Consider the following 14275-nt stretch of genomic DNA (forward strand, 5'->3'; position numbering starts at 1 on the left):
TTTATAACACATTAATAAATATTTTCATAGAACCTTTTATTAATATATCTTTTAAAGCATAACTAACAAGTAAAACATCCCCTGCTCTTATAGCAACATCATTAATAAAACCAATACCTGAATAAACAACTATTTCCAAACAATGCTTTGCTTTGTTTTTGATCTTTATCTCTTCATTATTTAAATCATATACCGATAAATTAAAGTTTGCCGCATTATATAAGGCGTTTTTTTGGTATTTTTGAATTTTTGGTTGAAGTTCCAATTTCATCGTTTCTAGTGATTGATCGCTATGTATTTGTCGCATTTTTCCGTTCTCATCGACTCTTTGGTAATCATAAAGCCGATATGTAATATCACTAGATTGTTGTAATTCATATACCATTGTTTCAGATGGGATTCCATGGACTAATCCTGCTTGAATAAAAACAAAATCACCGATTTGCAAACTTACTTTATTTAAATATTGTTCAATATCCGAAGAATTAATTGATTTAGATATCTTTTCTTTTTGATTGGTATTTGTACCTAAAATAAAGGGTTGATGATTGTTTTTTAAAACATACCAACACTCATTTTTACCTAATGAACTAAATGCTTTTGCATAGTTATCGTCAGGATGTACCTGGATACTTAGTGGATGCTTCGCATCCAAAAACTTAGTTAAATTCGGATATATAAATGATTGAGCTTGCTTTTTTGTTAAACCGAAAAATTCTGGATTACTTCTGATAAATTCATTTAAGGTTTGCTTTGTATGTGCAACTACAGATTCACAATCTTTGATTGTTGATATCAATCATGCTTCACCTGCATTAAAATCCAAATGATACATTTGCTTTATGTTATCATTTGCTCATAAAGTTTGTTTGAAATAAGGTTTTAAAAAGATAATTTTATTCATTGTTTCTTAATTTCTTATTAAAAGCAGAGTTAGTAAATAATGCTAATAAAATAAGTAACAATCCTGATAAAACTAACAAGAATATCCCATAGACAAATTGTGAAATGTTTATAACACTTTTTCCTTTTGCAATTGCATTAGCAACAAACATTTTATATTCTGGTGCTCCGAGAGCAGTTAAAGTGATACCTACAATTAGCAAAACTACTGCAACAAAAATAATAGTATATAGGATTATCCAATCTTTATATTTTAAAAACTTAGTTTTTAGCATTTTTACCTTTCTTTCAAAAATTGATTTTTGATAATGCTGCTGCAAACTTAGAATGCTTGTTAATTTCTTTATCTTTTCAAAATCCATAAATTAATGCTGTAATAGTAGTCCCAATAATAATAGCAATAAAGTAAAATAGAATACCAAGTCCAGTTCCGTGTACATTCGAACCTACTGCACCTAAAATTGCTACAATTGGTCCACCATGTGCTGCTGCATTAGTCACTGATAAAGCACCTGCAATTCCCCCTGCTACTGCTGAACCAATTACATTTGCTGTAATAACTCTTTTTGGATCAGCAACAGCAAATGGAATAGCCCCTTCTGAAATACCAATAAATCCCATCAAAATAGCTGATGCACCCAGTGATTTTTCATTATTGCTAAATTTCTTTCTAAAAATCAAGGTAGCAAAACCCATTCCAAGTGGAGCAACAGGAATTGCAGCACCTACCATACCCATAGGTTCAAATATACTTTGTGTTACAAGTGCAGATGATGATAAAAATGCAACCTTATTTATCGGACCACCCATATCAAAACCAGCCATTCCTCCTAATAAAATACCAAGCAACAATGCAATTCATATTCCGATGTTAGAATCTTTTGTAAAGATATGTTTTAAAGCTTCAATAAAGCGATCCATCACATAACCTATTGGAGCTCCTATGACAAAAATTACAAGCATAGAGTAAAATAAAGTTACTCCGATTGGTATTACAAACATAGGTATAATAGCAGAAATTGATTTTTGAATTTTTAAATTAGCAATCCACTTAACAGTATAACCTATTAATAATCCAAACAGAATACTTCCGACAAACCCCATCGGGGTTGCTGCTGAAATTCCACCTATGCTAAAGAATAAATCATTTTTATTAGCAATAAACGATACTACAAAACCAGGCATAATTGCAGCTCGTCCTGCAATTGAATATGCTATATATCCACCTAATGCACCAATCATCAAGGTAAATGAAACAACCCCGATTTCAAGCAGCCATCATAGGAAATCTCCTTTTGGAGCAGATGTATTATTTCCATAAATAGCTTTACCTAATCCTAAGGAAATCGCTATCATAATACCACCAAATATAACATACGGAATCATATATGATATCCCTTTGATAATATGCTTTAAAACTCCTTGTTTGGTATCATCTTTACTTTTTTCTACCTTATTTTCATTATGATAGATTTGTGCCAGCGATGCTTTTTGTATAACAATATCTGGATTGTGAATTGCCTCTTTTGTTGATGTTACATAGACTTTTTTACCATCAAAATCTTCTAAGGGAATTTTAACATCTGAAGCAATAATTACAAATTCTGCATCTTTGATGTCTTGCTGTGTAAGTTGATTTTGAATTCCGACTGATCCACGTGTTTCTATTTTAGGTTGATATCCTAATTCACTTAACTTATTATGTAGTGTCTCTGCTGATAAATATGTATGAGCAATACCGACTGCACAAGATGTAATTCCGATTACTTTTTTGCCCTGTTTTGATGCTGTAGTTGCTAAATCTTTATTTTCTAAATACGAATCGATGAGATTGTATATTCGGCTGACATCATTACTTGTTTGTAGTTCTTCGGTTGTTTGTAAATCAAGTAAAATAGTAGAAACCTTAGCTAAAGTATGCATATGCAAGTTATTTTTGTTTTCTTTTGGAATCAAAATCACAAACATATTATGTACATCACTTTTATCAAAGGTATCTCATGAAATTGGTGTCTTTGATTTAATGAAAAACAAAGCAGGTTGCAATATACTTTCAGATTGACAATGAGGGATTGCAAATCCTTTTTCCATTCCTGTTGAAAACTCTTTTTCTCGCTGCTGTAATGCAGCAAAAGTTTTTTCAACAGAAATGGAAATTGAAAGTTCATTTGCTTTATTTGCGATGAAATTGAATACTTCTGATTTATCATTAAATGATTTATCTATAAAGATGTATTCAGATTTAAATACTTTCATTTTTCCTCCTGTAACAATTCTATCTTTTGTTATTTATAGGAAGGATAAAAGAAAAAAATTTCTCTATATGAATTAAAAATTAGAAATTATTTTTATTTCATGCATTAAGAATTTTGATATTTTCAGCATATTTTGAATCATAATTTTTAACTTTAAGATGTGAAATTAACAAGAAAATTAAATCAGCAATAAATTGTTGGTTAATTTTTGATGATATTGAAATAAATCGTTTGTTTTGCTCCAGCGTCGAATACAAAATTACATTATCATATTTTTCTTTTGCTTGCTTATTTGCACTGATAAGTGCGAATTTAATATTGTTTTGCATAAATAAATCAACTGCAAATTTAATTTCCTTGGTATCACACGATTTAGAAAACAAAACCACAAATTTATTTTCTATATCTTTTTGACTTGAAATCAATAATAGTGAATGAAAATCTCTAAATGCAATAGCATTTACACCTATTTTTTGCAAATTTATCCCTAATTCAGATGCAGATAAATAAGAACTTCCTGCTCCATATAAATATACTTTATCTGATTGTATTATGTTGTGTACACAGTTATTAACATCATTTAAGTTGATTAAATGTGATGTTCGAAAAATACTTTCTTTATAAAACAAAAACAACTGTTTTAGAATAAATTTTGGATAATCTTGTTTTTCATTGGAATTTAAATCAGTATTTAAATAATTATGATAAACAAAAAATTGCATATCTTTTAATGAATCAAAATTAAGCTTTTTAGCTAATTTTGATATTACCGAAATAGATATATCAGTTTTATTACTAAGTTGTTTAATTGATGATTTATAAAACTCATCAGGATATAACGATGCAAATTCAATTAAATTCATTTCGGTTTTAGTTAATTCATCAAGTTGTCTTTTAGAAAAATATGTTGATTCTTGCTTCATAATGAAATTTTATTGCATATTTTGCTTTTTTAAAGTGATTATGGAAATATTTTTAATAAATTAAGCAAATTTAAATTTTTTACTACAAAATATAGTAAAAACATCCTAAAATAGACATAATTCTATAAAAAATACACAAAATTATGTCTATATTCATTCAAAAAGTTGCATAAATTTGCAATAAAGAAAAAATGCTGCTAAAAAAATATAATATTTTTGGTACAATAAATAATATATCAATAACAAGGAGAATTAAATGAAATTAACCGATAAAAGAACAAAATTAGTCGCTACAATCGGTCCTTCTAGCGATAATTTGGAAATGATGCGTTCTCTTGTTTTAAATGGTGCTTCAACCATTAGAGCAAACTTTAGTCATGGTTCATATGAAGAACAATTAAATAAATTTAATCTTGCAAAACAAGTATCTAAAGAATTAAATATCCCTATCTCATTAATGTTAGATACCAAAGGTCCTGAAATCAGAATCGGAAAAATGAAAGATGGGATGCAAGTGATAAGTGCTGGTAGTGAAGTTTTAATTCATACCACAGCAGATAAATATGCAACTTTTGAAGGGACTCCGATTGAAATAACAGTTGCATATGATATGTCACAAGATTTATGTGTTGGTAACGAAGTTCTAATCGATGATGGAAAACTTACTACAGTTGTAATTGAAGTAGGAACTGGATTTGTAAAAGTCCGTGCAGAAAATACTCATAAAGTTAAGACTAACAAACGTGTTAATTTGCCTGGTGTAGACTTTTCTCTACCATTTTTATCAACAAAGGATATTGAAGATGTTAAATTTGGGATTAAACAAAATGTTGATTATATAGCAGCTTCATTTGTTAATACAGCAAAAAATGTAAAAGATCTAAGAAAACTTTTAGATGAAAATGGGGGCAGTCACATTCAAATTATTTCAAAAATCGAATCACACCTTGGATGCATTAATATCGATGATATTATCAAGGAATCTGATGGAATCATGGTTGCTCGTGGTGATTTAGGTCTTGAAATCCCTTACTACGATGTCCCATATTACCAAAAGAAAATTATTCGTAAGTGTCGGGAAGCAGGTAAACCAGTTATTGTAGCAACCCAAATGCTGGATTCAATGGAAAATTCGCCACATCCGACCCGTGCTGAAGTTACAGATGTTTACTATGCAGTTGAATTAGGAACCGATTCAACAATGCTCTCAGGCGAAAGTGCAAACGGATCATTCCCCCTTGAAGCAGTTAAAACAATGACTAATATTTCTAAACGTGCTGAAAAAGAATTTTATTCTAGACACTACTACGGAAGACAACTTGAAAGTGTCTGAAATAACTCTAATCAACACGATAAAAGAACCCAAATTGCTTACCACATAGCAAAAAAAGTAAAAGATGGAGATTATAAATATGTTGTAGTTCTTTCAAGAACTGGACATCTCTTAAAACATGTTTCTAAGTTCCGTCCTAATACAATTACTATTGGATTGGTAGATAATGAAAAACTTATAAATGGTTTCGGTATCTACTCAGGTGTCTTTGTATCAGTAGATTCAAAGAAACTATTTAATGAAATCAAGGCGGATTATAATAAAGCTCAATTAGCCTTAGTTCCTTACGGAATTCAAAAAGGTGATAAATTCTTAGTAGTAGAAAACGAGAAATTTACCGAACATACAGTGGAATAAGAAATTTTATAATTAAGAAACATTATACTTAGATGAATTTAAACACAGTGTATCGTAATACACAGTGTTTTTGTATGACATTATCACTATACTCTGCTTTTTTATATATTTTAAATCACTTAACATTATTATATAAGAATGATCAATTAATGATAAAATAAAAATATGAGCAAAGTAAAATATTTAGGAGAAGTTTATACACCCAAGAATGTTGTTGATATGATGATAGATAATATATCTTATAAAGATGACATTATTCTTAACAAACATATTATTGATAACTCTTGTGGTGATGGGGCATTCTTAAAAGAAATTGTTAATCGGTATTGTGATGCTTATTATCAAAAAAACGGTAGCTATGATAATATAGAAAAAGATTTATCTAAATACATACACGGTATCGAGATACAAACAGATAAAGTTGAACAATGTATAAATAATTTAGATTCTATTTTAAAAGAAAGAAGAATAAAAGAAGTTAGATGAGATATATTAAATGCAGATTCAATACAAATCGATAAATATAACAATAAAATGGATTATGTTGTCGGAAATCCTCCATATGTTAGAATCCATAATCTAGTGGAAAATTATGATGCTGTTAAATCGATGAAGTTTTCGAGCAAAGGGATGACAGATTTATTTATAGTTTTTTATGAAATAGGAATTAATATGCTTAATGATACTGGAATATTAAGTTATATAACACCTACATCTATTACAAACAGCAGAGCAGGAACAAATTTCAGAAAATATATTATCGATAATTTTCATTTTGAAAGTTTTATCAACCTTAAGCATTACCAACCTTTTCAAGGCATTACTGCTTATACTGGTATATTTACCTTAAATAAATCAAAAAAGAATGAAACAACTAAATATTTTCAATGATCAGGTTTGGGTAAAAAGGAATTTATATCTGAATTAAGTCCAAGTATTTATTTTATTAATAATAACTTCTATTTTTCGAACATAGAAAATCTAAACACCATTAAGAAGATATTGACATTTCCGGATAAAAAATACAAAAACTTTTTTGTGAAAAACGGAATAGCGACTCTTGCTGATAAAATATTTATTAGTAAAAATTTTTTATTTGATTCAAAATATATTATCCCTGCATACAAAGCTTCAACAGGTAATTATGAAAATATAATCTTTCCTTATGATATCAATGGTAATTTAAAAAATTTTTCTTCTTTCGAAAAGAATTTGCAAGATTATTTTTTAAACAACAAGGATGTTCTTAATGCACGAAGTATAGAAAAAAATGGCATCTGATATGGTTTCGGAAGGACACAAGGTATAAAAGATGTATATAAGGAAAAAATATCCATAAACACCCTGATAAAAGCACAAAAAGATATTAAACTAAATATTATAGATCCTGGAATTGCAATTTACTCTGGACTTTACATTACCGGCGATATTTCTTTTAAAAAGATAAAAGAAATATTAGATGAAGATTTTATTAAATACATTGAAATTTTAGGTAAATATAAAAACGGTGGTTATTACACCTTTTCAACTAGTGATTTAAAAAAATATATATGTTATAAACTATATGCAGAATGTTTGGATAATAATGAATAATAAGATTTTAGAAATTTTAAAAGATAGTTTTGTTTCTTATATTATCAATGGTTCAAGAAGTAATAGGAAGCTAAAAATTTTGCACAGTCAGATTGCAATGGATATAATTAGCAAATTAAAACAACTTCAAGATAAAAATGATATCTACAAAGTTGTTTCATTAGATTTAAAAGATGGCAAAGAAGAGAAGATTTGTGGTAGATATATGGATAAAACAGTTGATATATTGATAAAGAAAAACGATGTAAATTTCGCTGCAGTCGGGGTAAAATTTATTATGTCTAATTTTAAACAAAATAAAAATAATTATTTTGAAAATTTATTAGGGGAAGTAGCAAACATCCGAAGTGCAAATATTCCTTATTATCAAATCTTGTTTATACCTGAAAAACTTCCTTACATTTCTAAGAATGCTGGCATTATCAAAAAATGAGAAACAGTTACTGAAAATGACTTAATCAAATACAGAATATTAGGTAAAGATAATACAAAAATATATTTTCACTCCCCTGAAAAAATGTTTATCGGTATTATTGATTTTAATTATGATAATATAGATTTTAAAGACTATGAAACTTTTTCTACATTTTTCCTTGATATAAAACATAATAACAAATTCTCCTTCTCTAAAATACCTTCATATGATAAAAATACACAAGCAGATTCAAATTTAATAATAAACGATTATGAATTATTTATTCAAAAAGTTGTTTTTCACATCCTTTCGATTTAATAATAAAGTATCATAACCTTGTTTTTGAAACTTCTTTGGTATTTAAATGTATTTTTACTATAAATTTTCTCTTTTAGACAATGTAACAGCGAAATTAGAAATTTTAGTTTATAATTTATATAAATATTTTTTATGTTAAATACAAAGTATTAAACATAAAAAATAAGAAAGGAAGTTAAAATATGAAACTTATAAGTACTGCTCATATATATATATAGAAGTGTAATTAAATATTTTAACTTGCTAAAAATTCAAACAGCTTGTATTTTTAATACAAGTTGTTTTCTATATAAATTTAGCAAGTTAAAGGGGGTGTGTTATTAAAATAACAGATTCCCAAAATAAGAACAATAATCTTCATTCGGCAAAAAGAGCAAAAAACGATGAATTTTTCACTTTATATGAAGATGTAGCGAATGAAATAAAATATTATGAAAATTTTCTACAAAATAAGCACATTTTATTTCCTTGTGATTATGATTACGATACTTTAAAAGAATCGCAAAAACAAGAATATCGAGAAAAAGGTTTTGTAAATGGTATTAATGATAATTTTGCTTTTTCTCGCTTTTTCAATGCTAAAAATCAAGGAAATGATTTTAATAAAGGTTGAAATAATATATTACATTTTAGTAGTTATAATCCAGAAACAAATGAAGGAACTACTTTTCAAACAAGCATCCCAGAATTTGCTAAAAAACATCCTGATGGTGTAGTTATAACAAATCCTCCATTTTCTCTATTAAGAGAATTTATAAATTTACTAATTGAAAATAATTTGAAATTCCTTATTATTGGTAATAAAAATGGAATTTCTTATAAAGACATCTTTAAATTAATAAAAGAAAATAAGGTTTGATTAGGAATTACAAGTCCCGGGGACTTTGTTACAGGTGAACAACCAACAAAAAGTCTTAAAGGTTTAACTCGTTGATTTACTAACATTGAAAACACAACAAGAGAAACTAAATTAATGTTATCTAAAAGTTGAGCAGAAAACCCCGAATATTATCAAAAATATGACAACTACAATGCAATTAATGTTAATAAAGTTATTGATATTCCATATGATTATGATGGAGCTATTGGAGTACCTATTACATTTTTAGATAAATACAATCCAGACCAATTTGAGATCATTGGTAAAATGTCTACAACAAAATTAGATGAATTTGAATTAGGTTACCCTTTTATAAATAAAAAAAGAATATATAGTAGAATAATAATCAAAAACAAAAATCCGCAAAGGATGGTGAATAATGGAAACAAAAGAGTTTAACATAAAAGAATTAGTTGATAAAACTAATTCAGGTGATATTATAAGTGATATAACATTACAAAGAGAAATTATTTATAGCTCAGAAAAACAATCGTTAGTTATAGATACTTTGATGAAAAAACTTGTTCTTCCTCCTATTATTTTGTGAAAATTAAATGATAATAAGTTAGAAGTAATCGATGGAAAACAAAGAATTCATTCTATAAAGAAATATATAAATAACGAAATTACTTGAAATGGTCAAAATTTTAATGAACTTGGTAAAAGCGACAAAGCTAAGCAAGATGAATTTAGTAAAATGAAAATTAGCGCTGTAATTCATACAGGAACCGAAGAAGAAAAACGAACCGCTTTTTATCGAATAAACACTTGTGGTGTTCCTTTAAGTGAGTTTGAAGTTATAAACGGATTGGTAGATAACAAATTCATCCAAGAATTAAACCAATATGTAAAAGATAACAAAAAATTAAGAAATCTCTTTGGTGAAACAAACTCAAGAGGAAAATATCAATTTATCATTTTAAAACTTGTTTCTAAACTTTCTAATGTGGAAAATATAGCAAAATGAATGAAGAATCAAGAAAGTTTTAGCAATCATAGTATAAACATAAATAAAATGCTACGATTTATCGAGAAAATTTTCCCACAGATTAACAATAAATATAAAGATATCCCTCTTCTTTTAAAACTTGCAGATAAATATAAGGATAAACAATCTCAAATTCTACAAAATGCAGTGCAAATAAAAGCACAAATAACATTGTTTTATAAAGATAAAGATTTAATGAAAATAATCGATACAAAACAAAAAGAGAAATATTTCATCGAACTTCTTGAATTAAAAACTACGGATGTAGATAAACGAAGATTCTTCAATCTAGAAGAAAAGGAAACTTTATTTAATAAAAATAAAATAAATAAACCAGATAGCAACTTAGTTGTTGCTAAGTGTGCTAAATGTTTAAATGAATTTGAAAAATCTAATTTAGAAATGGATCATATTATTCCATGGAGCTTAGGTGGCCCAACTAATTTATCAAATGCTCAATTACTTTGCAAAAGTTGTAATAGTTCTAAAGGTAACAAAGAAAACACAGTTTAACTGTGTTTTCTTTATCAAATAAGTCTATTTGAAATAACGTTATCTGTTTGTGAATCAGATTGTTCTTCTTTGTTTTCTACTACTTCTTGTTCTTCTTTTTCTTCTTGTGCATCTAACATAATTAAGGTGCTAAAGTTTTTAACTAGGTTGTTTTTGAATACTGCTTTTTCTAATGCATAATTAATTGCTGGTAGACTAAATAATAAAATTAAGTTTAAAAAGTAGTATAAAACAGGTAAGTAGTTGGGTATCAATCCACCTTTATTTTGGTCGTAGAATACTCCCCATCCATTTGGATTGGTTGTATTTGAACCTAAGAATGTAAAAATAACCACTAAGTATACTATTTCAGCAACTGCTATTCCTGTGACAGCCAATGCAGCAGAAATATAAAATACTCATTTATTAATCTTATTAGTTTCGCTAATTTTATGTCTTTTTATTGCGTATAATAAAATTACCAGTGCATAAATATTAAAGAAGAATAAGGTTGGATAATTTGATACTGCATCGATTAAGATATCAGTATTTAATACAATTGCAGGGATGTAAATTAAAACACCTCAAAATGCAAAAATAATTGTGATGTAAATTCAAAATGTTTTTTGTAATCCAAAACGTTTAATCAAAGCACTTGATCCAAAGTATAGTTTGGCTTTTACAGTATTATGGGTTTCATTAATAAATGCTGCACTAAGTCCGTTTAAAACCCCAAATGTTGAGATTAAAATAAAGAATCAAATAATAGGACTGATGTATGCTGCAACTGATTTAGGTAAAGTATCTGATAATAACCCACCGATGTTACCTTGATTATGTAAAATTGATGAAAGTGCAATTAAGGTGTATATTACCACCACAAAAGCCATTCCAAAGAAAATTGCCTTCGGTACATTTTTGTTCGGTTTTTTAATCTTATGTGACATTGATGCATTACCTAAGAAAGCATCGTAAGCAAATAATACAGCAGGTAAAGCAGCAACCAATCCTTTGATGCTAAATGATTTACCTATAATGGTAAATGCATTTACTCCACCAGCATTATGTACATTTGGTAGCACAATTCCGATGAATAACGCTACTAATATAGGTACAAATTTTAATATAGTAAAAAATGACTGTAATTGCCCTGATGTTCGAGTTGATGCATAGTTTAGTAGCATAAACACGATCATAAATAACAATCCAATAATAATATGAACCACACTATGAATATGTGAAGTATCTAGTTTTGAAGCAGCACCAATGAAGGTGAATCATACTTCAGAACCAAAGATTCCAAGTAGTGCATTTAAAGCACCAAAGTAAAATGTTGAAAATGATATGGATGTAAAGTATCCAAGTCGCGAACCACCTACTTTAAAGGCTCAATTTGATAAACCTGTCAGTTTTGTGTTCTTAAATGAGCCAATTTCAGCAAATGATAATGCTGCTGTAAGTGAAATTAAACCTCCTACTATTCATGCTAGTAATCAAGTGACTCCATCTCCTCCTGTGGTCCTAGAAATAGAACCATTTTTGAAGAAGATACCAATTCCGACAACTGAACCGATTACTAACATTAAGGAGAAAAATAAACCAATTTTTTTATGTTTCATTACTTCCTTTTATGTTTTGATATGGTATTTTTAGTTTGTATATATGTATTTTAAGATTATGAAATTTTGCTTGCAAAATTTCTTGTATATGGTTTGTAAACACCTGTTCTACTAGGTGCGGGATTGCTAGAACAGCAATTTTATGTTCTTTATATGTAATTCAATCACTTCATTTAACATCTGATGTGATAAATAATGCATTAGGATATTTTTTAGCTAACTGATTGATTGTTATAATATCACCTGAACCGGCTAAAATAACACAATATGAGTATTTATATTCTAAATCAGATGCATTGCTTTGAAAGTTAGATAAATTTAAATATTCCCAAAAAAGTTTTTGCACATCTGAAATAGATATTTTTTTAGCAATTATCGCTGTGTATCTAGGACCTTCAGAAATTACATAGTTTGATAAATTTATCGCTTTTGCAATTTGATATGAAGTTCCATTTACATCAAAATCATAGTTTGTATGCATTGAATATGCACTAATTTTATTTTTAACCAACCCTTTTTTGATCTTCTGTTTATACTCTGCTTTTTGTAGCATATCAGTTTTTGTTTTTTCAAACAAAAACGGATGGTGGGTGATAATCAAATTGCACTGATTTTCTAATGCAAAGTTATAAACATCAGATGTTAAATCAATAGCTAATACAACTGATGTTACTTTTTTATTTTTGTTTGCTTTTAAAGCATATCCAGATGGATCTCATATTTCTTTATTAGACAAAGGAAATAGACTTTCTAGATATTCTATAATAGTATTTACGGACATTAATATCTTAAATAATCCCTTAAATTTTTACCGTATTTAGGATTTCCTTTCAATTTGCGTAAGATCTTGTTTTCAATTTGTCTAATTCTTTCCTTTGAAACATTGTTACGCATTTTTGCTAGTTCTTCTAAGGAGTGAATCCGATACCGTTGTCCGTTTTCATCATATCCTATTCCATAGCGACGACATATAAGTTCTTTTTCTTCTTTTTCTAAATAATTATCAATCATATCAAGCAAAATAGTATGTAACTCCTCGTGGGCCGCAAAATCCACTGGATTAATAACTACTTCATCCTTAACAAAATCACTAAACGATGAATCATTTTCTTTTCCTACTTGTTTGTCAAGTGAAATAGGATCAATATTTATTTTTTTAATGTAACCAACTCTTTCAGCAGTGAAATCTCCACCAATACGCTCAGCAATTTGTGCTAAGGTAGGTTCATTACCTAACTCGTGTTGCAATTCACGTTCTATTTTAGATACCTTATTAATGGTTTCTACCATATGAACTGGGACTCTAATGGTTCGTGCTTGATCAGCTACAGCACGGGTGATAGCTTGTCTAATTCACCATGTTGCATAAGTTGAAAACTTATATCCTTTATTAACATCATATTTTTGTACTGCTTTCATTATCCCTTGATTTCCCTCAGAAATCAAATCAATAAACGAAAGTCCTCGATTTTTATATTTTTTAGCATTATTAATCACAAGACGCAGGTTTCTTAAAATTAATTTATCCCGAGCTCTTTTACCACGAAAACCACCACGATCCATTTCTTTGGATAATTGTACTTCTTCTTCCTCAGTTAATAGTTTTCCATACTTACCAATTCAACGCATATATCATTTGACTATATCATTTGTTTCAGTAAGTTTGTTAGTTAAATTACGTGCTTTTTTATTCTCGGTTTCTAGCAAAGTTGCTTGTGAACCTAAGGTTTCTAAATCAAAGTCACCAAAACTAAATTCATCATCAGAAGCATCATCAAAAAACATCGAATCTTCTTCTTCAGGTTCTTCATCTTTTTCTTCATCTTCTTCATCATCTGTTGATAATGATTCTAAATCATAATTAGGTTCTTCGGTGTCTTCTGAAAAATCTTCATCTGCATCAAATTCATCTAATGGAAAATCTACATCATCTAAATCTAGAGTATCGGATTTGAAATTAGGTTCCAATTCTTCTTCGATTTGATCTCTGCTAACTGCATCTAAATCACCTGCATCACTGTGGTTTTCTAAAATATTTGCTTGAAATAAAGCATCTAAAAAATCATCGTTTTCTTCTGCATCAACATATATATTATGATTTAATAAAATGTCAAACACTTTTTCTTGAGAAAAATGATTTGTTTTAGATTTTTTCATCTCTGTTTTTAAAAGCTTGATAACATCTTTGTAATCTGACAT

At 28.2% G+C, this 14275-nt stretch carries 12 protein-coding genes; 5 read left to right on the forward strand and 7 right to left on the reverse strand.

What is annotated here, in order from left to right:
* Position 1 precedes the first annotated feature (1 nt).
* The 4 genes from ACXYRO_RS00160 to ACXYRO_RS00175 all read right to left on the reverse strand — a co-directional run bounded on the left by ACXYRO_RS00160 (position 2) and on the right by ACXYRO_RS00175 (position 4081).
* Complete coding sequence (locus ACXYRO_RS00160) at positions 2-904, reverse strand: type I phosphomannose isomerase catalytic subunit (RefSeq protein WP_458613942.1); 903 nt, start codon at positions 902-904, stop codon at positions 2-4.
* Complete coding sequence (locus tag ACXYRO_RS00165; protein ID WP_458613943.1) at positions 897-1178, reverse strand: hypothetical protein; 282 nt, start codon at positions 1176-1178, stop codon at positions 897-899. Before ACXYRO_RS00165 ends, ACXYRO_RS00160 begins: the two co-directional genes overlap by 8 nt.
* Entirely contained in the window at positions 1165-3159 is a 1995-nt protein-coding gene (locus tag ACXYRO_RS00170; protein ID WP_458613944.1) for a PTS fructose transporter subunit IIABC, read from the reverse strand. The genes ACXYRO_RS00165 and ACXYRO_RS00170 overlap by 14 nt, the downstream gene beginning before the upstream one ends.
* A gap of 79 nt (positions 3160-3238) precedes the next feature.
* Positions 3239-4081: a MurR/RpiR family transcriptional regulator gene (locus tag ACXYRO_RS00175; RefSeq protein WP_458597863.1), complete on the reverse strand. Its 843-nt coding sequence runs from the start codon at positions 4079-4081 to the stop codon at positions 3239-3241.
* 256 nt (positions 4082-4337) lie between these two features.
* Between ACXYRO_RS00175 and pyk the strand changes: the two genes are divergently transcribed.
* From pyk to ACXYRO_RS00200, 5 genes are all read left to right on the forward strand, one after another.
* Complete coding sequence (gene pyk, locus ACXYRO_RS00180; RefSeq protein ID WP_458613945.1) at positions 4338-5771, forward strand: pyruvate kinase; 1434 nt, start codon at positions 4338-4340, stop codon at positions 5769-5771.
* Between the two features lie 165 nt (positions 5772-5936).
* Positions 5937-7364, forward strand: coding sequence for an HsdM family class I SAM-dependent methyltransferase (locus ACXYRO_RS00185; RefSeq protein ID WP_458613946.1), 1428 nt, complete (start codon positions 5937-5939; stop codon positions 7362-7364).
* A complete protein-coding gene (locus tag ACXYRO_RS00190) occupies positions 7357-8097 on the forward strand; it encodes a hypothetical protein (RefSeq protein ID WP_458613947.1) in 741 nt (246 codons plus the stop codon). The genes ACXYRO_RS00185 and ACXYRO_RS00190 overlap by 8 nt, the downstream gene beginning before the upstream one ends.
* Before the next feature lie 325 nt (positions 8098-8422).
* On the forward strand, positions 8423-9376 hold the full coding sequence (locus tag ACXYRO_RS00195) for an adenine-specific methyltransferase EcoRI family protein (RefSeq protein WP_458614019.1): 954 nt from the start codon (positions 8423-8425) through the stop codon (positions 9374-9376).
* Positions 9357-10478 carry an HNH endonuclease family protein gene (locus ACXYRO_RS00200; protein ID WP_458607423.1) on the forward strand — a complete coding sequence of 374 codons (1122 nt, stop codon included), beginning with the start codon at positions 9357-9359 and terminating at the stop codon, positions 10476-10478. Before ACXYRO_RS00195 ends, ACXYRO_RS00200 begins: the two co-directional genes overlap by 20 nt.
* 11 nt (positions 10479-10489) lie before the next feature.
* Here ACXYRO_RS00200 and ACXYRO_RS00205 read toward each other — a convergent pair whose 3' ends face one another.
* From ACXYRO_RS00205 to ACXYRO_RS00215, 3 genes are read right to left on the reverse strand one after another with little or no spacing between them, the layout of a single operon-like run.
* Entirely contained in the window at positions 10490-12076 is a 1587-nt protein-coding gene (locus ACXYRO_RS00205; protein ID WP_458613948.1) for an APC family permease, read from the reverse strand.
* The gene (locus ACXYRO_RS00210; protein ID WP_458613949.1) at positions 12066-12857 is read right to left on the reverse strand and encodes a Nif3-like dinuclear metal center hexameric protein; all 792 of its coding nucleotides are present in this window, start codon (positions 12855-12857) and stop codon (positions 12066-12068) included. Before ACXYRO_RS00210 ends, ACXYRO_RS00205 begins: the two co-directional genes overlap by 11 nt.
* Positions 12857-14275: an RNA polymerase sigma factor gene (locus ACXYRO_RS00215; RefSeq protein WP_435129426.1), complete on the reverse strand. Its 1419-nt coding sequence runs from the start codon at positions 14273-14275 to the stop codon at positions 12857-12859. The genes ACXYRO_RS00210 and ACXYRO_RS00215 overlap by 1 nt, the downstream gene beginning before the upstream one ends.

The organism is Mycoplasma sp. 4013 (genome assembly GCF_054353875.1).